Genomic DNA, 23,384 nt, shown 5'->3' on the forward strand with positions numbered 1-23,384 from the left:
CTTGCTGTTTTCGAAAAAAATAAGCTGGTTAGCCCAGCTTATTTTTGAAAACCCTGTCTTATTTGTGATAAATTTTGGACAAATCCTCGAAAATCACGACTGGCTTCAGCACAGCCTGATCAATACCGCCATACTGCTTATCGAAAGCTACAATAGTCTTGGTGTAAGCAATCGGGTAGATGACAGCATCCTCAGCCAGCAACTCTTGTACCTTTTTATAAATTTCTCCACGTTTAGTCGTATCCGACTCACCCGCGCCCTCTTCCAGCAGCTTATCCACTTCTTTATTTGAATAATGCGAATAATTGGAGGACGATCCGGTGCTATACAAAATACGATACGCGTCAGGGTCATACCCCATGATATAGCCGCTGATCGCCAGATCGAAGTCCTTGGCATTCGTATCGACGAACTTTTGCGACCATGCCGAGGAATCCATGCTGTTCACGTCCAGCTGAACGCCTATGTCCTTTAACTTCTGCTGGATATAGAGCGCTTGTGCTTCCTGTACCTTGTTGCCGCCCGGAATGATAATGCGCAGCTTCAGTCCTTCAGCTCCAGCCGATTTCAGCAGCTCTTTTGCCTTGTTCACATCATTATTGAAAAATGCAACGTCGTTCGTGTGATACAGTACGTCCTGTGTCAGAGCAGATTTCGCAGTATCTGCATAATCCTTGGAGCCATAGGATACCTGGATCAATTCATCCTGATTCAATGCATAAGAAAGCGCCTGACGTACTTCTTTTTTGTTCAACTGCTTCGTATCACTGTTTTCATTAAACATCAGATAAGCCAAGCGACCTTCGCTGTAAGGGAAAATGTCAAACTTATCTGTTGCTTTAATGGTCTCTACATTTTGTGGATCGAGATAGTTTACATTGATCTCACCATTTTGAAGGGCCAAATTCGCAGCATTTGAATCTTTAACAATCCGGTATGTTACTGTATCCAGATGCGGCTTGCCGCCAACATAGTTATCGAACCGTTCAAGTGTAACGTACTCACCGGTTTTGTACTCTTTAAATTTGAAAGGACCTGATCCAATCGGAGAGTTGTTTTTTGTGCTTTTCTCAATATCCGCTTCATTCTCAAAAATGTGCTTCGGAATTGGGGATACCTGTACCAGTGCTGCCTCAAAAGCAGGAGCTGGCTGAGGAAGCTTGAAATCCACCGTTGTATCATCAACTTTGCTCGCCTGAACCGGTTTGCCATTAACCATAAAATTACTTCTCAAAAAGCTGTGCTGCTTCTCGTCCAAAATTTTGTTAATGGTGAAAACAACATCGTCAGCTGTCAGCTTCTCGCCATCATGCCAAGTCAGATTTTTTTTCAGTTTTAGTGTATAAGTCAGCTTGTCTGTTGAAGGAGTCAGACTGTCTGCCAAATAAAATGTCTTTTTTCCATTGTTCACCTGAAACAATGGTGCGAATATCGCTTGGTCTATCGTCAGACTTACCCGATCACCCGCATAGTTTGGATTCAGCACCACCGGATCAGCTTGTACGCCAATGATCAGGCTACCGCCATCTTTAGGCTGTCCGTTATCAGCTGTTGTGGTAGCTGTACCGGGCGTATTCCCATTCGTCTCAGACGTAGATCCTGAATTCCCGCCGGAGCATGCACTTACAACCAACATTAATACAATGAATACCAATACACCAGTCAAATTACGACGCATCGCTCTAGCCCCCGTGTCCTCTTAGTATGTAATAAATTTATTATAAATCGGAATAGTCGGATTTACAATCGGTCAAAAACTGTTTATTCCCCTTGTCATTAGCATTCCAGACATTATGTGATCGAATCTAGAAAAAAGACACCCGGTAAGGGTGTCTTCAGAGTATCCACAAACTGATCAGTGCCAGGATGGCAGGCAGACCTTGCTTTAATAAAATAGACTTATTGGCAGTTAATGCACCATACAACGCAGCCACTACCACACAAATGACAAAGAATAATTGGATTTGCCGCCCGATCACAGTATCCGGATAGAACAAGCCCCACACCAATCCGGCTGCCAAAAATCCGTTGTACAGCCCCTGATTTGCAGCCAGGGATTTGCTTGCTTCCGCCAGCTCCTTCGAGGTGCCGAACGTACGCATCGCCCGCGGAGTCGTCCACAGAAACATTTCCAGTATTAGAATGTACACATGCTCCAGAGCTACAATTCCGACCAATATTGAACTAAGTAAGCTCAAGTATATTCCTCTTTTCCACATAAAGTTACTATGAGGTGATTTTAGATCTATCCTCGAAAAGTATAGTTCATTTTCCAAAAATAGTAAAGAGGCCGAACCTAAGGCCCGGCCTCATTTCTACATGAAGCCTTACATCGTTCTCGCAAAATCCAACAAAGCTTTGGACATGCTGTTAATCTCGTCTGTAGATGCATTCACTTGCTGCGTTAGCGCGGCTTGTGTCTGTGTCAGCGTAGACATGTTACCGATATTGTGCAAAATCCGCTCTATGAGTGTCTTCATTTCGTCCAGACTAGTCTCGATATTTCCGGTTGCATCAGCACTGTGAATGGCAAGTTTTCTCACTTCATCTGCGACTACCGCAAAACCCCGCCCCTGCTCGCCCGCACGCGATGCTTCAATGGCAGCATTCAGACCCAGCAGATTTGTTTGATTCGCAATCTCTTTAATGAAGTTGGAAATGTTTTGGGTTTCTTCTGCACTGACTTTGGCTTGATTCGCCGCCTCTGTCGATTGCTCCTGAGCCGTTGCCAGCTCCTGCGCCTGGTTACTAACCGAGTTAACGCCGTTCACCATTTCCGTAATGGAATCGGAGAGATGCTGGATTTTGAGCGTAAGCTCATCCGCGACAGCCTGCTTTTCCTTTTCCACTGTGATATCACGAATGGTCCCGGCAATACGAATAGGCACTCCCTTACTATCGCGTATGCTTCTTCCACTGTTTTGATACCAGCGATATTCGCCATTTTTACTTTGCAAGCGACACACCATGTCATATGGCGTACGATCTGAATAGTCATTTAAATGATCAACTACAGCCTTAAACGCATGCTCGGCATCGTCAGGATGTATACGCGAACTCCAACTGCTTAGTACACTCGGGAAGTCCTGCTCATCCTTAAAGCCCAAGGTGTGGCGGAATTGCTGGGACCACCAAAATATATTATCCGGGTTTTCAATGTCTCCCTCAGCCAGAATGACATCATATGGAGCCTCCACCAAAACACGATTGATGAGATCATATCTTGTAACTAGAGCCTGCAACTCCTCGGACTTAATCTTCTGGTCGTGCACATCCAATAGAGCACCCGCAATTCGAAGCGGCACTCCCTGCTGATCGCGGATCGTCGTTCCGGTAGCCCGGAACCAGCGGTATTCTCCATGCTTCAGCTTCAAACGATACTGTACGTCATAAGGCGTCTTTCCCGTAAAATCCAGCAAATGATCTGACAAAGCCGCCAATGACCTGTCATGATCTTCGGGGTGCAGCCGGGATGCCCAGCTGTTTAATACATTGGGGAAGTCCTTTTCGCTCTGATACCCCAGCATAGCACGAAATTCTTCTGACCATGTGAACGTATTACTTGGATTGACAGGATCACCCGCAACCACCTCCATGTCCCATAAGCCAATCTCTATAGCCTTGGTAACAAGCTTCAGACGGATGTCAACATGTTGAGCATCCTTTTTCATGGACTCAAGCGCTTGGTTGACATTGTTTGCGATTTCTTGAACCTCGGATGATTTGGATGAAACTTGTATTGCGGCGGAATAATCCTTCTGCTGTATTCTTTGTGAAAGTTTGCGGCTTTCTTCTACTAAAGGAGCAAGTGAGTGGGTCTCATTTTTTTTAAGAAACATATATGCTCTTCCCTTCTAAGCCAATATATAAAACGATATAGTTTAATATCGGAATTTTATTAAGAATCATTATAAATAAATTTAAAATTACATAGGTAATAAGAATCATTTTTATGTCCATATACCTATATTTTCATACAAAAAATATCGAAAAATGTCGAAAAAGGAAAGGTCTTAACAAGTCTGGAAACGAAAAGAACACCTTTGCATTACTTCGCAAAAGTGCTCTTTCTGTCAACTATTCAGTTCATTGCATCTTATTTAATTGAAGCAACGTATTCCTCGCCCTTTTCTTTATCATATTGGCCTTCCCATTTGGACATGACCACAGCGGCAAGCGAGTTGCCTAATACATTGACTACCGTACGCGCCATATCCAGAATGCGATCAATACCAGCGATAAAAGCCAAACCCTCCAGCGGGAGGTTCACTGCTCCAAGTGTAGCGAGCAAAACGACAAAGGAAGCACCCGGCACCCCTGCAATACCTTTGGATGAAATAATCAAAACGAGCACCAGCGTGATTTGTGTCGTGATTGGCAGGTCAATGCCGTACATTTGGGCAATGAAAATCGCAGCCAGTGCCTGATACAGGGTGGAACCGTCCAGATTAAAAGAATACCCAATCGGAATGACAAAGGAAGTAATTCCTTTAGGACATCCGAACTTCTCCATCTTCTCCATGATCTTAGGCAGAACACTTTCCGAACTGGCCGTCGAATATGCAAGCAACAGCTCACTTTTCAAAATTTTAATCATAGTCCAGAGACGGGTACCGCAAAGCTTGGCGATAATTCCGAAAACAATCACAATGAACAGCGCCATGGAGCCGTACACCGACAAAACAAGCTTCAATAATGGCCATAACGACGCCAATCCAAACTTGGCCACTGTCGTTCCAATCAGTGCGAATACTCCGAACGGAGCCAGGCGCATGACCTGATTGGTTACCCAGAACATGGCGTCGGCTACGCCTTCAAAGAAATTCAGCACGGGCTTGCCCTTGTCGCCAATCGCCGCTACCCCTAGTCCAAACAGTACGGAGAAGAATATAATAGCCAGCATATCTCCCTCGCCCAGAGCTTGAATAATATTGGTAGGAACAATATGCACAATCGTATCTATAAAGCTATGGCCTGACTTCTCTGCAGTCTCCACATAGGAATGGATATCACTCTTGGCCAGGTGGGACATGTCCACGCCGTCACCAGGTCGAACCAGATTGGCAACAAGCAGTCCGAAAAGGATGGCGATTGTCGTTACAATCTCAAAGTACAGAATAGACTTGCCGCCAAGTTTACCCAGTTTTTTCATGTCGCCCACGCCGGCAACGCCGATAATGAGCGTTGAGATCACAATAGGCACGACAATCATCTTGATCAAGCGAATGAAAATATCGCCGATTGGCTTTAAGTAGACTTCCACCCCTGAATTGCCGTAAAATAAGGCACCAATAATAATACCTAAAGCCAGACCGATAAAGATTTGCATCGTCAAATTAATCTTTTTCACTTCGTGTCCCCCCTGGCTGGTTTGTATATTTTTGCAGTATGCTGTTCTTAATATTCAAATGATGTTATTTATACTACAATCTGATCTATAAAAAACGACAATTATCTACAGCTGCATTTATTTTTTTCTATAAATTCACAAAATTTAACGGCGAGCCTGTGAATTTAGCTCACATTGACTTTCTGACTGAATACCCAGGAGGTGAATATGGATGAAGTTGAATACGCTCCTTTTCCTGCTCATGCTTATCTTTGTACCGCTCGCAGGTGAGCTGAATATTCACCCGTTCGCTAATACATTTCGTCTCAGCTTTGGCACGCCTGTATTTTTTTTCTTTCTGTTATCTATTCGTCATATACCGCCTGCATTATCGGGAGTGTTTGCAGGGATAGCGGTAGTCGCCTTTCGCATCTTACTTAATCATTACACTCAGCTCGGCCTTTCCTTTGAAGAGTTGCTGACACTGCACGGCCCTACCTTTTTTTATTACATGGTCTACGGGCTGCTCTTTCAGGTTCTTAACATTAATGCTGAGCCTTACCGCGCGCTCCGCGTGGGCATCCTCTCTGTAGGGATTGAGGTTGCCGCAAGTGTGTCGGAACTTAGCGTCCGGTGGAGCATTGACGGCGATTTCTGGGACATCATTAAGATCAGCAAAGTAGCTTTCATGGCTATGATCCGCAGCTTCTTCGTGCTTGGGTTTTATAATATGATTCGGTTAAATCAATCGGTTCAGCATGAAGAGGCACAAAGACAGCAGACAGAGCGAATTTTACTCCTTGTATCGGACTTGTATGAGGAGTCGGTCCAGTTAGGCAAAACGCTGTCACATGCAGAACAAATCACTCGTGAAAGCTACGAGCTGTACCGTGAGCTGCAGCAGGATGAATCTCTGAAGGACAGAGAACATTACGCCAGACAGGCACTCCGTATTTCCGGACAGGTCCACGAAATTAAAAAAGACAGCCAGCGGATTTTTGCTGGTTTGTCCAAGCTGATTGATGCCGAAAGCGGAGTGCATTACATGGCTTCTCAAGAGCTTGGGGAGCTAATCATCCGAACGAACAGCAAATACGCGCAATCGCTGGACAAGTCCATTCGTTTTACCCTAGATGTCGATCCTTTGTTACCCAAGCTGCATGTTTATACCGTTTTGACACTTATTAATAACCTGACAGCCAATGCGGTTGAAGCAATGAAGGACAACGGAAGGATTGTCGTTTCCCTTCGCTGTCTCCCGGGAAAAGAGGATATAGCTTCCTTTAGTGTTACCGACAACGGTCCGGGTATTCCTCAGCGGAAACGGGAAATGGTCTTCACACCGGGGTATACGACCAAGTATGATGAGGAAGGACAGCCGTCGACCGGTATGGGATTGTTTTATGTGCGTGAGGTCGCGGAGAGCCTTGAAGGAACGATTGAACTGCAACAGGATGAAGAAGAGAATACAGATAGATTACAGACCACTTTTAGAATTACATTGCCTTTACGGAAACTGACGGAGAAAGGAAGATAGCCCGGATGCGTTTTTATATTGTGGATGACGATCAGGGAATTCGTTCTATGCTGGCAGATATTATTGAAGACGAAGGTCTAGGGGAAGTCATCGGGGAAGCAGAGGATGGTACCTACGTGAATAGCGGCCTCCTGGAGCTGAACCGGATTGATGTATTGCTGATTGACCTGCTGATGCCGCTTCGTGACGGCATTCAGACCGTGCGTGCACTCGGCGATCAATTCAGCGGTAAAATCATTATGATTTCTCGCATCGAATCCAAAAACATGATCGGCGAGGCGTACTCGCTCGGTATTGAATATTATGTTGCCAAGCCTTTGAATCGACTGGAGATTATTGCAGTTATTCATAAGGTGGCTGAGCGTCTGCGCATGCAGCAGTCGATAACGGATATCCAGCGCACGCTTCAAGGGTTGTCGATGTTCACATCGAATAATCCAACGGCAACGATTGAACCGACCCGAAACATCGTAACTTCCGGGCAGTTTCTGCTCTCCGAAATGGGGATGATCGGCGAAGCCGGGAGTATGGATTTACTGGACATGCTGGAATTTCTGGACCAGTATGAGGAGGAAACAGGCAATCTATCTCCCTATCTGTTCCCGCCGTTGAAGGATATATTCGCCAATGTAGCGTCCAAACGGTTAGGGGCTTCAGCCTCAGCAGTAGAGCTGAGTAAGGAAATCAAAGCATCGGAGCAACGTGTCCGCCGCGCTATTTTCCAGACGCTAAGCCATATAGTATCGCTCGGATTGACCGACTATACGCATCCTAAATTTGAAAATTATGCATCCAAATTTTTTGACTTTACAGAAATCCGCAAAAAAATGCTGGAGCTGCAAAACAATGTGGAGCCTTCACTGTCCCAAGCCCGCATTAATACGAAAAAGTTCGTACAGGTGCTCTATATGGAAGCAAAACGGCTATTACACTAAGCATTTTGCATAAATCCCAAGAGTATTCACAATCAGCAATATATAGATCAGAACGGGTTAGTCCGTCTAAATATTGTACCCTCGAGTGTTGGGAATCGAATTATGCAAAATGCTGACATTAAAAGAAAAGCACCTGCATCTCCCCATGTATCTATTACTCGGAGATAAAACAGGTGCCCATCGTTGATGATTCGATATCCCTTTAATCCAGACTCTTGTCCTGCCACTCCATAGCTTCCAAGAGATCTACACCATCGGACAGCAGACGTTTCAAGACATTCAGTTCTTCCGAGCTGTAACGATCTAAAAATTCAAATAACTGCTGCTGTACCTTAACATGCAGTTGTTCATGCACAAGAAAGAGTCTTTTCCCCAACGGAGTTAACCGAAAATAAATTTCTTTCTTGTTGTCGTTAAGCTGGGTTCTGCGAATCCAGCCTTCCTTGAGCAGCTTGGTGCTGACTTTCGAAACTGTACCCTTGCTCAGCTCCATTCGATCCGCTAATGTCGTAACATTAATCGGCTCATGCCTCCCAATACAATCCATAACGTGCACATCCGTTATATTGAGCGAAGTCATTCCATCAAAGTGCTCGCGGATTTCTTCAAGAAAGGTCATGCTCTCTCTTTGCTGATGCTGCTCCAGCTGGTGATTCATCTTAATAAGCAAATCATAGACATGCTGAACCGATGTCGCCTTCTCCATACTAACAAGTAGTCACTCCTTTGGCATACTCCTCCTTTCATTATAGCCGACATTTGTTTCATAGAAAACAATATATGCATACGGAAAGCTCCCCTTTAACATTTCCGTATATATACAGAATATATCTGTTGTTTATACTTTGTTTCCTTTGAAACAATTTTATTTTAATGCAATTGAGAATGATTATCAACCGTTTTTTTAAATCATTTCTGTTTCTCTCCAAACTACGGGGGTATTTCCATTTTGGAAAATATAATTGTATAATTGCTAAATGGGAATAAGCTAGAAACAAGTTCTCCATAGAAGGGATGATTATACATGTCGGATGCCAACCAATTATTCGGTCAAGCACTGGTTAAATCACTGGTCGGGGAACGTGGGCATATTCGTGTGGCTCGGGCTTTGCCAGACATTGACGTCGAACTGGCAGGGAAGAAAAACGCGGAAATGCCTTACAGCATTTATCAACTGCTGAAGCATATGATTTACTGGCAGCAATTTATGCTGGAGCATTTGGAAGGACGGAAGCCCCAGCTTCCGGGCAATGTCATGGAAAGCTGGCCCGAAGAGACTGGGCCGCAAAGCGAAGAGGCATGGCAGGCTGTCATTAACGAATTTTTACAGGGCGTAGATCAGGCTGTGCAAATTGCCGAAACCGCGCAACTGGATGATTCACTAGCTCATTTCCCAGGTGAAACGAAAGCAGGACTACTGCGGAATATCGCTTCCCACAATTCATATCATTTGGGTGAAATCGTACTGCTACGCCGGATTTATGGAGCTTGGCCACCACCAGGAGGCGGCTTTCCCGCTTAAAGGCAACACCATGCCCTGGTCATACGAATAGAGCATAAATTAAACAAAAGGATTTCCCCAATCTGCTGCTTTATACCTCCATCATTGCATTGGGATTTAGGCACCACGAGAAACTCGCTTGCGTACCCTGTATGGGAACCCGCTAACTCGATCTGAAGCCGTTCATCCGTAATCAGGTGCAATCCGAATAACGGTTCCCATGATGCAAGATCAAAGAGAGGTTTCGAGGTTATGGTGAGACACTTATATTTAAATCGTAATATCGCCTGTATGATCGTGATCAGCCTTATTGCTAACATGAGTGGGAGTATGATCCTTCCACTCTTTGCTATTTATGTAGAGCAATTCGGGATATCTACACTCGGCATGAGTATTTTATTTTCTCTTTTTTATGTGGGAAGATTTCTTGGTGGAGGCATGGCAGGACGAATTTATGAAAAGATTGGCGCAAAACGCTTGGGGTTGAGCTTACTCATTGCCGAAATCGCTTGTATGCTCCTGTTTCCGATTGCAACAAGCTTCATCATTCTAGCCATACTAAGACTCCTCCAAGGCTTGGTAGCTATAGGGCTAACCGTCTTTGTAAGAGTCACGATCAACCATATGAGCACCGCAGAGAATCGAGGCACACTCAATGGATATATCAGCAGCAGTGAAGGTGCCGGTATGATTTTGGGGCCTCTTATGAGTGGAGCTATTGTTTCTTATTTTTCTTTATCCATTCCGTTTTATTTCGTTGCTATTTTCTCATGTATATCCTTCGTTGCCGTCTCCAGAATGACCTTCCCCAGTCTCTCTTCCAAACCTCAGCAACAGCACGCACCCCTTCATGAGTCGAAAAGAAAAACCATGCTAACGAAACAGCTACTGCTCTATTCCACCGTTCATTTCCTTGAAATGAGTGCATTCGCTATATTTTTAACGTACTTCTCCATATATGCAACCTACAAGCTCCATTGGAGCCCCGCAGAAATTAGCTTAGCTTTTACAATTATCGGCATATCAACCTTCATATCAGCGCCCTTTATTGGCAAAATATCTGATCTACTTAAGGATCGCTTGATGCTTTGTATCATCGGTCTATTGTTGATCATGGTGGAAATCATCTTATTTCTTTGGTTCACAGAACCATGGATCGTATACTTAGCGATGTTCATCGGAGGTATAGGAGGAGCCAGCTATCTGGATTCCTTTTACTCGCAACTAGGGGATGTTATTCCTGAGGAAAATAGAAGCTCATTTATCGGCAACGTCGTATCTTTGTCCGAATTGGGGGCCATTGTGTCTCCGATCATCGCAGGTGCACTCATGGAACGGTTTAGCATCAACACTCCCTTTTACTACAATTTGATTTTGGTGTTGATCGCTATAGTTATCCAATATGTCATTCGTTTCAAGTCGAAATCTATAAGAAAAAGGCCAATTGCATAAGCAACTGGCCTCCTTTCTTTTCATCACAGCTCTAACTCAACTGCAACCCCAAAATGATCCGATACAACTGGTCCTGTCTTCCCGTTCAGTACAACGGTTGAGGATTGAACCTGTGCAGCCTTATTGGAGAAGATAAAGTCAATGCGGAGCGGCTCCGCGTTACTTTCCCAGCCAGCAATAGCTTTAATCACCGTGTGGCCTTCATCACGTACTGCTGCATTCGGATAGGTGTCCGACCAGCCGGATTGCAGTACATAGTCATATCCTTCTCCACGTACTTCGGCCGCGTTGTTGAAATCACCCATCATAAACACAGGAGTCGGAGCAAAAGAATTTAGCACTTTTGTTGTACGATCCCATAGTCCACGGAAGGATTCTTCATCATTCCACCAGTTATAATGTCCACTGACAAACCAGGCCTGTACTCCGTCCACCACAGTTTGAATGCCAACAATTTTACGCGAGCGGTAGTTGTCATAATCCTGTAGCGAGGAAACATATTCGTTCACCGTAGCTGTAATCGGCGTTTTGGACAGAATCGCCAAACCCTCGTCGTATTTGGCAAAACCAACATGCACGGGAGCCCACGTCCAATGATAGGCGTTGGACAATAGCCTGTTCAGCACATAAGCATAGTTATCACGTTTAATGACAACCTCAGGATCTGCGCTATGGTAGGCGCCCAAATCGTCCGGCGACAAAGGAGTCTCTTCCATAGACTGGTTCACTTCCTGCAAAGCAATGACATCAAACTGCTGTTCATCAATAAAAGCAGCCAGTTGCTTTAGCTTATCGTGCTGGTTTTCTTCCATCCAAGCATGTGCATTTAGGGTTAACAACTTCAAAGTAATCACCTGTTGAGTATGTCTTGTATATCTGATTTAAGCACATCAGCCTTCGGTCCGTAAACTGCCTGCACCCCATTATCTACTTTTATCAAGCCCAAGGCACCCAGTGCTTTCCACGTCTTTTCGTCCCCAACGGCATCTGTATCCTTCACCGTCACACGCAGACGGGTCATGCAAGCGTCCACCTCGACAATGTTCTGCTCACCCCCAAGCGTCTTGATGATATCCGTAGCCAGTTGATTTTGAGTGGAAACAGCTGCCACACCATCTGTCTTCGTATTCCCCACCTCGGAAGTGCCCTGAGGCTCCTCATCCGTATAGTTCCCTAGTCTTCCCGGCGTAGCCATTTTGAATTTACCGATCATAAAATACGCGATAAAGTAGGTTGCTACCGCAAACACCACACAAGTCAGCACGAAGTTAATAATATCCTGCACCAAACCTGCATTTATAGACAACGGCATTCGAGTCAGCAGTTCAATCATACCAAACGAATGTAAACGCAAATGTATGATGTCGGCCATTCCGAACGCAATACCAGTAAGAATAGCATAAACCACATACAGCACAGGCGCTACGAACATAAACATGAATTCCAGTGGCTCCGTTACCCCTGTTAAAAAGACAGCTGCGGCTGCCGAAAAGATCATCGACTTGTACTTGCTGCGTTTATCTTTGTCTACACGGCGATACATAGCCACCGATAGTCCCATAAGGATTCCTGCTCCACCGATCATTTGTCCTACCTTGAAGCGGGCAGGCGTGACACCTTCCAGCAAGCTATTGTAGGCTGCCGAATCGGTACCGCGAAGCGCACTCAGGTCACTTGCCCAAGCCAGCCACAGCGGGTCTTGCCCGGCAACAACGCTACCTGCCCCGGAACCCGTAAGTGTCGTGTAAACGCCACCAAGTTGAGTATAGTTAATAGGAACAGTCAGCATATGATGAAGTCCAAAAGGAATCAGTAGTCTTTCCAGTGTACCATAGACAAATGGCGCTACAAAAGGAGCCGACTCTCCCGAAGTCGCCAACCAAATACCGAACTGATTAATCCCCCCCTGAACAAATGGCCAGATGGCAGACATGATCAAACTTACGATGACAGACCATAAAATCACGACAAAAGGAACAAAACGTTTACCGTTAAAAAAGGCTAAAGCGTCTGGCAGCTTGCGGTAATTGTAGTACTTGTTAAATACCACGGCCCCGACAAATCCGGAGATGATACCGACAAACACACCCATATTAAGTGCAGGCGCCCCTAAGACAGAGGTAAAATAGCCACTAACCGGAATGGATGCACCAAAAAGAGTGTGGGTGGTGGCACCCTCCTGGGTTAGCATTTTCGAGGACACACCCAAAATCGTTCCTGTTGAAATATTAATGAGAATAAAGGCAATTAAGGCAGCAAAAGCCCCGCCCGCTCGTTCCTTAGCCCAGGAACCACCAATCGCCACTGCAAATAGAATGTGTAAATTATTGATAATACCCCAACCCAAATTCTCCATAACCCCGCCGACAGTCAACCAGAAATGGATATCGCCAGCCAACATCGCCACTACTTTACCGAGCGAAATCATAATCCCTGCTGCCGGCATGACAGCAACAACCACTAGCAGTGCTTTCCCGAGCTTTTGCCAAAAATCAAATGATAGAAGTTTTTTCATGCTCCTTCAATCTCCATCCCTTATAGTATGTACAGCGTTGTTCGTACCCTATAAACATTATGCAATCGGTTGCACAATTATTATAATGATATCGCTTTCTATTGGCAATACCCTAATTGTAAATATCTTGGTTAATGATGATGTAAAAACTCGAAAAAGCCACGAATTTGTTGATTTTCGAGCAATATCGTATGATAGAACATAATATTTCCTGCTTGAGATAGCAAAAGGAGACGAAGACGATGGCAGTAACCATCAAAGATGTCGCAAAACGTGCTAATGTTGCTACTTCCACCGTATCCCGTGTCATTCAAGACAGCCCCAAAATTAGCGAAGCCACCAAGGCACGTGTCCGTAAAGAAATGAAGGCGCTTGGCTATGAACCCAACTATTCAGCTCAGAGTCTAGCTAACCGTGTCACACAGTCGATTGGCATTATTATGCCTGAATCGGATGTGGCAATCTTTCAAAATCCCTTCTTTCCGGAAAGCCTTCGCGGGATCAGCGAATGGGTGAATGAGCACAACTATACACTGTCCATTGTCACAGGAAAAACGAGTGATGAATTGCTATCCCGCGTGAAGCTGATGACCCGGACCGGACGTGTTGACGGCTATATTGTTCTGTACTCCAAGCAAAAAGATAGCATCGTGGAGTATCTTCATAAAGAAAAAATACCTTACACCGTAATCGGTAAGCCTCAGCAATTTGTCAGTGAAACTACCCATGTAGACAACGATAACTACCAGGCTGCCAAAGATGTGGTCAGTTATTTGACTGGGCTGAATCATCAGCGCATTGCTTATGTTGGCGGTGATCATGAACAGATCGTGAATATTGAAAGACTCCGAGGCTACCAGGATGCGCTGCGAGAGGCGGGCTTGCCTCTACCCAAGGAATACGTGGTCAGGGAGCCATTTAATCTGGAGGACATGCGCACATTATTGCAGGCTACCCCGCCGCCTACCGCGATGATCGTTAGCGACGACCTTGTAGCCATGGCAGTACAGAAAATGCTTTCTCAGCTCGGCGTGTCCATGCCAGAACAGTTATCCATGGTGAGCTTCAATAATCTAATGCTGGCTGAGCTGATGAATCCCCCTCTCACTTCCGTGGATATTGATATCTTCACTCTAGGTTATCAGGCAGCCAAAAGCCTGATTGAAAAAATCGAAGACCCCAAAGAATTGACCAAACACATCATTGTTCCCCACCGAATTGTGGAACGCGAGTCCAGCCAGATACTATGATTCTCTGAGGAATGAACAAGAACTGATTTTGTGGAAACCCATAAAATCAGTTTTTTTGCGTTGACAGGGCAAACGGTTGCACTATATACTGAACTCGCTCATATACTGGTTTCGTTAAAACAACGATCTCATTTTCCGAGAGGGGTACACAATCATGGTTTACAACCGATTATTTGACGTAGATAGTTGGAAGCTGACAACACACACTCTACATAGCACACACATGCGATTACAGGAAAGCATAACGTCCATAGGCAACGGTTATATGGGCATGCGCGGCAATTTTGAAGAAGCTTATTCAGGTGACCATCATCAGGGAACTTATATCTCCGGTGTATGGTTCCCCGACAAAACAAAAGTCGGCTGGTGGAAAAACGGCTATCCTGAATATTTCGGCAAGGTCATCAATGCCATGAACTTCATCGGCATCAGTCTGATCGTAAACCAAGAGGAAGTAGATTTATTTACGGCACACATCAGCGATTTTGTGCAGGAATTGGACATGAAACAGGGTATCCTGCGACGCACCTGCACCGTGAACGATCAGGTTCGTATCACTACGGAGCGTTTTCTGAGCCTCACCACTCGTGAGCTATGCCTGATTGATTACCAAGCTACGAATATAAGCGAGCAGCCTCTAACCATAGAGCTTGTCCCCTATCTGGACGGCAATACGAAGAATGAAGACACGAACTATGACGAGGTTTTTTGGTTGGAGGAGGCCCGAGAGGTTCAAGAACAATTCATCAGCCTGTCCACAACAACTATAGATAATCCCTTCGGTATTCCGCGCTTTACCGTAAACGCTACCATGGGTATTGTGACCGAGGGACAGGATCAGCAGACGACGGAAGAGAGCTTTTTGTATGCTGCACGCCACTATCAATACAGCGTCGCTCCGGGCGACAGTATCCAGCTGCAAAAATTTGTGGCGGTTACCACCTCACGGGATATGGAAAAGGACGCACTGATTCCACAAGCTGAACGCATCGCCGTGGAGGCTGTGAACAAAGGGTACAGCTCCCTCAAGCAGGAGCATGTCGCAGCTTGGGCCAGACGTTGGGACAAAGCAGATGTAGAAATCGAGGGAGATACAGAGGCCCAGCAGGGAATACGCTTTAACATTTTTCAGCTGTTCTCTACGTACTACGGCGAAGATGCCCGTCTGAACATTGGTCCCAAAGGCTTTACAGGTGAAAAATATGGCGGTGCCACCTATTGGGATACAGAAGCATATGCCGTACCTATGTACCTGGCGCTCGCAGACCCGGATGTAACCCGTAATCTGCTGCTGTACCGCTACCAACAACTTGAGGGTGCCAAGCATAACGCGGCCCAGCAAGGGCTACGGGGTGCACTATACCCTATGGTCACTTTTACAGGTGTGGAGTGCCATAACGAATGGGAGATTACCTTCGAGGAGATTCACCGTAACGGAGCCATCGCGTATGCCATTTACAACTACACCAACTATACGGGCGACCTGAGCTATTTACGGGAATATGGAATAGATGTACTGGTCGAAATTAGCCGCTTCTGGGCCGACCGGGTTCATTTTTCCAAAAGCCAGCAGCAGTATATGATCCACGGGGTTACCGGGCCGAATGAATACGAAAATAACGTCAATAACAACTGGTATACCAACACGCTGGCTGCATGGGTTTTGAAATATACATTATCGGTCTTACCTCAAATTTCGGCTGAGAAATCGCAGCACCTGGCAGTTACGGCTGATGAGCTGGCACATTGGCAGGATATCATCACTCACATGTATTATCCCTATGATGAGGAGCGGGAAGTCTTCGTACAGCACGATACCTTTATGGATAAGGATTTGCAGCCTGTATCCTCCCTTGATCCCAGCAATCTTCCACTAAATCAAAAATGGTCATGGGATAAAATCCTTCGTTCCTGCTTCATTAAGCAGGCAGATGTGCTGCAAGGGCTGTATTTCTTTGGGGACCAGTTCACGCTGGAAGAAAAAGCGCGCAATTTTGCATTTTACGAGCCAATGACTGTTCATGAATCCAGTCTGTCCCCGTCCATTCACGCCGTGCTGGCTGCCGAACTCAAAATGGAGGAAAAGGCAGTCGAGATGTATAAGCGGACGGCCCGTCTGGATCTGGATAACTACAATAACGATACCGAAGACGGACTTCATATCACTTCCATGACGGGAAGCTGGCTGGCGATTGTACAGGGATTTGCCGGGATGAGAACGTATCGTGAAACATTAAGTTTCTCCCCCTTCCTGCCTCAAGGCTGGAACAAATATACGTTTAAAATCAACTATCGCGGTCGCTTGTTAAGTATTCTCGTACAGGAAAATGAAGTAATCATTACCCTGTTGGACGGAGAACCGCTGACGCTAGAGCTGTATGGAGAGCCAACGCACATTACCAGTGGGCAGTCGTTAATGACGAACAGCGTTTCATAAATCGGGCAGACAGGGGGAATCCAAATGAAAGCAGTCATTTTTGATCTAGACGGAGTCATTACAGATACCGCCGAATATCATTTTCAGGCATGGGGCAGCTTGGCGGCAGCGTTAAGCATCCCTTTTGATCGGGAATTTAATGAACAGTTAAAAGGAATCAGCCGTACGGAATCGCTCGACAAAATACTGGCGCGCGGTAACCTGTCCAATAAATTTTCAGAAGAAGGCAAGCAAGAACTGGCTACACGGAAAAATACGGAGTATCAGCGGCTCATTTCAGCTGTAACTCCCTCGGACATTCTTCCAGGCATTAAAGCGCTACTGACAGAACTTCGTGAAGCCCGAATCGGCATCGCGCTGGCCTCTGCAAGCAAAAATGCAGCGTTTATCCTGGAGCGACTGGAGCTAGCGTACTATTTTGACAGTGTGGTGGATGTTACCGCCATTCGGAATGGCAAGCCTGACCCGGAAATTTTTCTCACCGGAGCCGCAAATCTGGGCGTTCAGCCTGCCGACTGTATCGGTATAGAGGACGCACAGGCTGGCATACAGGCGATCAAGGGTGCCGGGATGTTTGCGGTCGGTGTAGGAACACCTTCGCAAATGCAAGGTGCGGATATCGTGGTAGCCACTACTGCCGAGCTTTCTCTGAGCATGTTGGAGTCACATTTTATCAGAGGATGAAAAAGAGTAAAATATTAAGTTTTTAACGACAACGTATTGGCACTATTGCAAAAAATATCATGATCCAAAAGACCGACTCTTGATGAATCGGTCTTTTTTGTCTGCTCCAAAAACCAGATGAGATCCGCCGCTAGGTCACCGTCTATTTTCTGTCTGTACACATTTATCTTGGCTGTTGCACCTCTACAATGGTTACATCTTCGAGCTTATCCCCGCATCCTCACGCAGCCACTGAAGCACATCTCGCTGGTTATCTGGTGAGACACCGTGATCCGTCGGGTATGTTTTGAATGTGGAGTGAGAAGTCCTGGTCTGGAAATATGCCGCCGTCTCATGGCCGATGCTCACTGGAAATACAGAATCGTATTCGCCGTGGGAAATAAATACGGACACGTCCTCTATGCTTTGCAACGAATATTCTGTTTTCACAAAATCAGGCACATAGCCGTTCAACGCTACAATCCCCTTCAACTGATTGCCAAGGGTAAGCGCAAGTGACATCGACAAAATCGCTCCCTGACTGAAGCCGAGGAAATACCGTTTGCTAGGATCAACCGGATATTTATCTGTGGCATACTGTACGAACGCCTGAAGCTGTTCAATAGACCGATCAAACTGCTCACGCAGCGGATTACCCAGACTTTTCAGCTCATAATATTGGAATCCTCCACTCATGGGAAGGTCTCCACGAATGCCGATGATAATAAATTCATCTGACAACGGCCCTACCACTCCGAACATATCCTGCTCGTTGGACCCTTTCCCATGCAGTGTAAAAATGGTTGGATACGTACGGTTGAGATCAAGCTGGCTGGGCAGGTGAATATCATAGCTATATAAAGACGACATATTATTTCCCCCTCTTAACAATAAGTTTATTGCATACCTCCACGGATACAGTCCACTACAAACCATTCCTATACAAAATCATTAACACTAAAATATTAGTAATATTTATTTTATATTTATAATAGAAATGTACTCTTCAAAAGGAAACATGTCAACCCGTATGAAAACTTTCCAACTGCTCCCTCCACTCAATTTATATTCGTGAACTGATATAATGGAAGAGTTAAGCTACTACCCGATCAACTATTCTCTCTTAGGAGACTAATGCACATGAAACCAACCTATCTTATGGATGATATACAGTGGCAACAGCTTATTGAAAACGTGGCTGACCATTTTAATGACGTGACGATCAAACGAGGTTTCCAGTATTTTAAGCAAGGAAAGGTAAAAGAATTCGCAATGCCTGATGCCGATCATATTGCAGCTGTCGTGGATGGAAGCGAGCTATACGAGGTGGATCTCCACTTGAGCGCTTTTGCTGCCAGCAGATGTACATGCCCTGTCCACACCAACTGCAAGCATATGATCGCCGTACTACTGAATTACGCGAATGAACAGGAACGTTCTGTACATGCTTTAGTGAACGCTCATTCGGCGGGATTCACTCGATTGGCGACAAAAGCTGACATGCGTAACACACCTCCTTCCCGGTCGAATCTTTCACCGGATCACAAGGAAACAACAAGAAACTCCCTCAGTAAAACTGCAAGCAAAATACCGGACATGCCCATTTCAGAGTGGCATGATCTGTTCGATCAGTGTATCGCCCTTAACCATGTGAACACACAAAATTCCCAATATGTCCAAAGCGCTTTAGCCTCGATCTATGCTGTAAAGCCGCCGCTTTCACCCGGCATGCAACAGCTATACGGACTGCATGCTCATCTGCGTGTGCTGGAAAAGCTCGTACCTCAGTCTTCCATGCCAGGCTATCCCTCTCATACCTATATGGGGTATTACACGCAAATTGCTGCCGATGAGCTTAAAGAAGCTATCGAGCGTGATTTTGAGAGTCCACTGGAGCTGACCGATGAACCGATGCAAGAAGTCCGTATGGCAGAAACCTTAGCCTATTTACGCCGAAAAATGCTGACAGAATCGCGTAACGGTACTTATTTTTCAGACGCGTATTATCAGTTTTGGCTGCACTGGGTGCATCCCGAAAGGCAGGACTCCAGCATATATACGGAGGAATTACAGCATTTACAGGCGGCTGAGGAGGAGCTCGGCACAACCTTAGCAAGACTTCCGTGGATGTTGGCTCGCAGCTGGATGCATATTTTCCAATCGCACGATAACGAAGCCTGGGCACTGCTTCAGGAGGCGGAACGAGCTTTTCCACTAAAAATTTCTTCCAGTCAATTGCTTTTGTTCTTACAGGCGTTGCGTAAAGCCGAGGATTGGGCACGTCTCAAGGACGGACTGCGACATATCGGCCCCCTGCTTCACAGTCATCGGGATGACCATTTACAAGATTATATACATGATTGGGATCTGGTTTTGCAGCACCTTCCAGAAGCGGAGCAGGACATGTGGGACACGCTGGTGGGTATGCTTCCATTTGCCGGGGGAATGTATGAAGAGGCGCTGCTTGCTCACGAAAAATGGCGGTCATGGATCGACTATCAGCTAAGCATACGCAGTGAGCCTTTGAGTTTTCGAGTAAGCGTGTTACAGCCCATTGAAAAGAACGCGCCTGAGTTACTACTCCCCTTTTACCATCAAGCGGTAGAACGTTATGTGTTGGAAAAAAACAGAGCCAGCTATAAAGCAGCAGTCAAGCTGTTAAAGCGACTGTTCAAGCTATACAAGAAAATGAAGCAAGAATCACGCTGGGAGCTGTTCTTTACGACCTTCACCAGCCGTCATAGCCGCCTGCGGGCGCTACAGGAGGAATTGCGGAAAGGGAAATTGTTATCATGAATCAATATACGGAAACGATTACCGTCCATATCCAATTAACTACCTATGGAGACGCGCTGATCTATGGCGATTCCTCCATGAACTATAGCATTTCCGGCCAAATTCTGAAGCAGCGTTTGTTTGCTTGGCATGAGGCTTCGTTTTATGGCACCGAGCTGGAGATTCAACATGTTCAAGACACGGATATTATCCTGCTACCCTCGGAGCAGGTGATTCCTTTTCTGGCAGAGCGCGAGCTTCTGAAACATATCGAATGGATCTGGAACGAGGCCCATGCCCCGTGGCTCCGGCTGATCCCTTTACTTGCTCACTGTATTGAGGCGAAAGCATATGTGCCCAGCTTCACAGCGTTCCAGGCGGGGAAGCTGCAATGGAAGTGGGATGCGGAAGCACTGGAAAACATCCAACCGGCAGAGCTTGCTTTGCTCGACCGCTTGGAGAAGGACGAGCAGGAAGGGCTGATAGCGGCGTTCTCGGCTGCCGTATTTCAGCGCTGGTACGGCACCGAAGCGGAAGCCGCCGATTTGCGAAGAGAATATTCAATTCTCTTCGCCCCCAATCGCCCGGCGGCGGGTCTGGACGCGCGGGCCTGGCTCATCGCCATCGGCTGGAAAGCCGATACCGCGCCATTTCGGCCACTTCTGCAACTGCTGGAGCCAGAGCTGGAGGACGACGAGCCGTCCTGGCAGCTCAAGCTTGTGTTGCAGGATAAGCAGGACCCGGCGTTGCTGGTGTCTGTACAGCTCGCCGATGATGGGTACGCATCCGGCTCATGGCCCGATGCCTGGACAGCACATGTCCGTGAGCGCTCTGTCGGGTGGCTAGAACGTTTGACCTCGATTTTGCCCGCCGGACAGCGTGCCGGCAGCCGCGATGACGTGCTGAATCGCCCGCTCTCCGACGAAGCGGCGTGGCAATTCCTGACGACTGACAGCCAGCGTCTGCTGGAAAGCGGTTGGCAGGTGCTGCTCCCGGCTTGGTGGGAGGCAGCCACCCGCAAGAAGCCCAAGCTGCGGGCCAAGGTACGCCCTGGCGAAGGGGCGGGAGAGCGCACGAAGGGCAGCTCGCTGTTCGGACTGGACTCGATTGTCCAGTTCGATTGGCGTGTTGCCATCGGTGATGCCGATCTCAGCGAGTCGGAATTCGCCGAGCTGGTCGCTCGCAACGAGCGCTTGGTGCGCTTCCGCGGGCAATGGATCGCGCTCGACCCCGCGTTGCTGGCGCAGATCCGCCGGGCCATGGCCGGGATCGACAGTGCTCAGGGATTGTCCTTTCAGGACATCCTGCAGCTACACCTGCTCGGCAACGCCGACGAGCCTGAAGGCGACGCCTCGGGCGAGCAGCCGGAGGATGCGGCACGCTTCCGACTGGAAGTCGAGCTGAATGCCCATCTGCTGAAGCTGATCAGCCAGCTCGGACGGCAGTCGGAATGGCCTGCATTGGACGTGCCGGACGGGCTGCAAGCCGAGCTGCGGACGTATCAGCGGGACGGGTATGCATGGCTTGCCTTTTTACGGCGTTTTGGACTGGGTGCCTGTCTGGCCGATGACATGGGACTCGGTAAAACAGTGCAGTTTATTACTTATTTACTGCACCTACAGGATATTGCCGCCGAGACGGGCGTCCGCTCCAGTTCGCTGCTGATTTGCCCAACTTCGGTACTGGGCAACTGGCAGAAGGAACTCAGCCGCTTCGCCCCTTCATTGAAGGTGATGCTGCACTATGGAAGCAAGCGGGAGCAGGGAGACCTGTTCCGCGAAGAAGTTGAGCAGGCCGATGTCATCCTGACCTCCTTCGCTACGGCAACCCTGGATCAAGAGCTGCTACAAAGCATGACCTGGGATTCAGTCTGCCTGGATGAAGCGCAAAACATTAAAAATGCGCAAACCAAGCAATCCACAGCCGTGCGCAGCTTTCCTGCACGTCATCGAATTGCGTTGACTGGGACACCTATTGAAAATCGCTTGTCAGAGCTATGGTCCATTTATGATTTTATCAATCCAGGTTATCTGGGCAGCTCACGCGCCTTTAGCAATCGCTTCATTAATGCTATTGAGAAGGAACATAACGAGCAGCGCACATTAGATTTGCAAAAGTTGGTTCAGCCCTTCATGCTGCGGCGAAAGAAGAAAGACCCTGCTATACAGCTTGATTTGCCTGACAAGAATGAGATGAAAACCTACATTCATCTGACCTCTGAGCAGGGCGCGCTCTATGACCAGATTGTCAAAGAGTTGATGGAACGGATGCAGAAGCTGGAAGGGATTGAACGGAAAGGAGCCATTTTATCCGCCCTTACCCAGCTGAAGCAGCTTTGTGACCATCCTGGCCTCTTAACCAAGGAGGCGCTCCCAGATAGCGCGGCTTACGGTTATAGTCCCTCCGATCTTGAAGCGGTCATTAGCCGTTCATCCAAGCTGGAGCGCATTCTGGCTATGGTCAAGGAACTGCGGGAGGAGGGCGAGCGCTGCCTTATTTTTACACAGTATATTGGTATGGGACAAATGCTCCAGCGGGTACTCGCTCAGGAGCTGCAAGAGCCCGTGCTCTATCTGAACGGCAGCACATCCAAAACTGCGCGTGACCGAATGATTGATCAATTCCAATCTCACACGCTCCCCCCTGCCGAGCAGCCATCCGTGTTTATTTTATCGCTCAAAGCCGGGGGGGTGGGCCTGAATCTGACAGCCGCCAACCACGTCTTTCACTTTGATCGCTGGTGGAACCCAGCTGTTGAAAATCAGGCCACAGACCGCGCCTACCGGATGGGGCAAACGAAGGATGTACAGGTGCACAAATTTATCTCGCTGGGCACGCTTGAGGAACGCATTGATGAAATGCTGGAGAGCAAGCAGCAGCTTAGCGACCAAATCATAACCAGTACCGAGGGCTGGATTACTGAGCTGTCTACAGACGCGTTAAAAGACCTCTTTACGCTACGACGCGATTGGGCATAAGGAGGTCCCAAA

17 protein-coding genes are annotated in these 23,384 nt (G+C 47.0%); 9 read left to right on the forward strand and 8 right to left on the reverse strand.

All coding sequences use genetic code 11. The features are described from left to right. Positions 1-58 precede the first annotated feature (58 nt). The 4 genes from ACQW03_RS09840 to ACQW03_RS09855 all read right to left on the reverse strand — a co-directional run bounded on the left by ACQW03_RS09840 (position 59) and on the right by ACQW03_RS09855 (position 5,350). Positions 59-1,678, reverse strand: a complete 1,620-nt coding sequence (locus tag ACQW03_RS09840; RefSeq protein WP_071639141.1) for an ABC transporter substrate-binding protein — start codon at positions 1,676-1,678, stop codon at positions 59-61. Between the two features lie 157 nt (positions 1,679-1,835). Further along, entirely contained in the window at positions 1,836-2,198 is a 363-nt protein-coding gene (locus ACQW03_RS09845; RefSeq protein ID WP_023986563.1) for a DUF1304 domain-containing protein, read from the reverse strand. A 129-nt stretch (positions 2,199-2,327) separates the two neighbouring features. Further along, positions 2,328-3,839, reverse strand: a complete 1,512-nt coding sequence (locus ACQW03_RS09850) for a methyl-accepting chemotaxis protein (RefSeq protein ID WP_441949509.1) — start codon at positions 3,837-3,839, stop codon at positions 2,328-2,330. A gap of 257 nt (positions 3,840-4,096) precedes the next feature. Then, positions 4,097-5,350, reverse strand: a complete 1,254-nt coding sequence (locus ACQW03_RS09855; protein ID WP_023986561.1) for a cation:dicarboxylate symporter family transporter — start codon at positions 5,348-5,350, stop codon at positions 4,097-4,099. 211 nt (positions 5,351-5,561) lie between these two features. Here ACQW03_RS09855 and ACQW03_RS09860 point away from each other — a divergent pair, with 211 nt between their 5' ends. Continuing rightward, complete coding sequence (locus tag ACQW03_RS09860; protein WP_076293836.1) at positions 5,562-6,866, forward strand: sensor histidine kinase; 1,305 nt, start codon at positions 5,562-5,564, stop codon at positions 6,864-6,866. A 5-nt stretch (positions 6,867-6,871) separates the two neighbouring features. Continuing rightward, entirely contained in the window at positions 6,872-7,801 is a 930-nt protein-coding gene (locus tag ACQW03_RS09865) for a response regulator (protein ID WP_023986559.1), read from the forward strand. Positions 7,802-8,003: 202 nt separating this feature from the next. On the opposite strand, the gene ACQW03_RS09870 is transcribed toward ACQW03_RS09865, so the two are convergent. Continuing rightward, entirely contained in the window at positions 8,004-8,507 is a 504-nt protein-coding gene (locus ACQW03_RS09870; protein ID WP_441949512.1) for a MarR family transcriptional regulator, read from the reverse strand. Positions 8,508-8,825: 318 nt separating this feature from the next. Here ACQW03_RS09870 and ACQW03_RS09875 point away from each other — a divergent pair, with 318 nt between their 5' ends. Beyond that, entirely contained in the window at positions 8,826-9,323 is a 498-nt protein-coding gene (locus ACQW03_RS09875; RefSeq protein ID WP_023986557.1) for a DinB family protein, read from the forward strand. 231 nt (positions 9,324-9,554) lie between these two features. Beyond that, positions 9,555-10,754, forward strand: a complete 1,200-nt coding sequence (locus tag ACQW03_RS09880) for an MFS transporter (RefSeq protein WP_441949515.1) — start codon at positions 9,555-9,557, stop codon at positions 10,752-10,754. Positions 10,755-10,777: 23 nt separating this feature from the next. Here the strand turns inward: ACQW03_RS09880 and ACQW03_RS09885 are convergent, their stop codons facing one another. Continuing rightward, on the reverse strand, positions 10,778-11,599 hold the full coding sequence (locus ACQW03_RS09885; protein WP_441949517.1) for an endonuclease/exonuclease/phosphatase family protein: 822 nt from the start codon (positions 11,597-11,599) through the stop codon (positions 10,778-10,780). A 5-nt stretch (positions 11,600-11,604) separates the two neighbouring features. Next, positions 11,605-13,269: a PTS transporter subunit IIBC gene (locus tag ACQW03_RS09890; protein WP_441949519.1), complete on the reverse strand. Its 1,665-nt coding sequence runs from the start codon at positions 13,267-13,269 to the stop codon at positions 11,605-11,607. Positions 13,270-13,511: 242 nt separating this feature from the next. Here ACQW03_RS09890 and ACQW03_RS09895 point away from each other — a divergent pair, with 242 nt between their 5' ends. From ACQW03_RS09895 to pgmB, 3 genes are all read left to right on the forward strand, one after another. After that, complete coding sequence (locus ACQW03_RS09895) at positions 13,512-14,519, forward strand: LacI family DNA-binding transcriptional regulator (RefSeq protein WP_076293832.1); 1,008 nt, start codon at positions 13,512-13,514, stop codon at positions 14,517-14,519. Positions 14,520-14,673: 154 nt separating this feature from the next. Further along, positions 14,674-16,956, forward strand: a complete 2,283-nt coding sequence (locus ACQW03_RS09900) for a glycoside hydrolase family 65 protein (RefSeq protein ID WP_441949522.1) — start codon at positions 14,674-14,676, stop codon at positions 16,954-16,956. A 24-nt stretch (positions 16,957-16,980) separates the two neighbouring features. After that, positions 16,981-17,640, forward strand: a complete 660-nt coding sequence (gene pgmB / locus ACQW03_RS09905) for a beta-phosphoglucomutase (protein ID WP_071639131.1) — start codon at positions 16,981-16,983, stop codon at positions 17,638-17,640. Between the two features lie 192 nt (positions 17,641-17,832). Here pgmB and ACQW03_RS09910 read toward each other — a convergent pair whose 3' ends face one another. Continuing rightward, positions 17,833-18,489, reverse strand: a complete 657-nt coding sequence (locus tag ACQW03_RS09910; RefSeq protein WP_441949524.1) for an alpha/beta hydrolase — start codon at positions 18,487-18,489, stop codon at positions 17,833-17,835. A gap of 270 nt (positions 18,490-18,759) precedes the next feature. Here ACQW03_RS09910 and ACQW03_RS09915 point away from each other — a divergent pair, with 270 nt between their 5' ends. Together ACQW03_RS09915 and ACQW03_RS09920 are read left to right on the forward strand one after the other, a co-directional pair. Continuing rightward, positions 18,760-20,415: an SWIM zinc finger family protein gene (locus tag ACQW03_RS09915; RefSeq protein WP_441949526.1), complete on the forward strand. Its 1,656-nt coding sequence runs from the start codon at positions 18,760-18,762 to the stop codon at positions 20,413-20,415. Then, on the forward strand, positions 20,412-23,372 hold the full coding sequence (locus tag ACQW03_RS09920) for a DEAD/DEAH box helicase (RefSeq protein ID WP_441949528.1): 2,961 nt from the start codon (positions 20,412-20,414) through the stop codon (positions 23,370-23,372). Before ACQW03_RS09915 ends, ACQW03_RS09920 begins: the two co-directional genes overlap by 4 nt. The last annotated feature ends 12 nt before the right edge of the window (positions 23,373-23,384 follow it).

The organism is Paenibacillus sp. DRB1-1 (assembly GCF_052119485.1).
GTDB classification, from domain to species: Bacteria; Bacillota; Bacilli; order Paenibacillales; family Paenibacillaceae; genus Paenibacillus; species Paenibacillus polymyxa_B.

Coding starts and splice junctions, on each gene's coding strand:
- ACQW03_RS09880 (WP_441949515.1), top strand. CDS start 9,555: ATGGTGAGACACTTATATTTAAATCGTAATATCGCCTGTATGATCGTG.
- ACQW03_RS09910 (WP_441949524.1), bottom strand. CDS start 18,489: ATGTCGTCTTTATATAGCTATGATATTCACCTGCCCAGCCAGCTTGAT.
- ACQW03_RS09890 (WP_441949519.1), bottom strand. CDS start 13,269: ATGAAAAAACTTCTATCATTTGATTTTTGGCAAAAGCTCGGGAAAGCA.
- ACQW03_RS09840 (WP_071639141.1), bottom strand. CDS start 1,678: ATGCGTCGTAATTTGACTGGTGTATTGGTATTCATTGTATTAATGTTG.
- ACQW03_RS09920 (WP_441949528.1), top strand. CDS start 20,412: ATGAATCAATATACGGAAACGATTACCGTCCATATCCAATTAACTACC.
- ACQW03_RS09860 (WP_076293836.1), top strand. CDS start 5,562: ATGAAGTTGAATACGCTCCTTTTCCTGCTCATGCTTATCTTTGTACCG.
- ACQW03_RS09915 (WP_441949526.1), top strand. CDS start 18,760: ATGAAACCAACCTATCTTATGGATGATATACAGTGGCAACAGCTTATT.
- ACQW03_RS09865 (WP_023986559.1), top strand. CDS start 6,872: ATGCGTTTTTATATTGTGGATGACGATCAGGGAATTCGTTCTATGCTG.
- ACQW03_RS09900 (WP_441949522.1), top strand. CDS start 14,674: ATGGTTTACAACCGATTATTTGACGTAGATAGTTGGAAGCTGACAACA.
- ACQW03_RS09870 (WP_441949512.1), bottom strand. CDS start 8,507: ATGGAGAAGGCGACATCGGTTCAGCATGTCTATGATTTGCTTATTAAG.
- ACQW03_RS09895 (WP_076293832.1), top strand. CDS start 13,512: ATGGCAGTAACCATCAAAGATGTCGCAAAACGTGCTAATGTTGCTACT.
- ACQW03_RS09875 (WP_023986557.1), top strand. CDS start 8,826: ATGTCGGATGCCAACCAATTATTCGGTCAAGCACTGGTTAAATCACTG.
- ACQW03_RS09850 (WP_441949509.1), bottom strand. CDS start 3,839: ATGTTTCTTAAAAAAAATGAGACCCACTCACTTGCTCCTTTAGTAGAA.
- pgmB (WP_071639131.1), top strand. CDS start 16,981: ATGAAAGCAGTCATTTTTGATCTAGACGGAGTCATTACAGATACCGCC.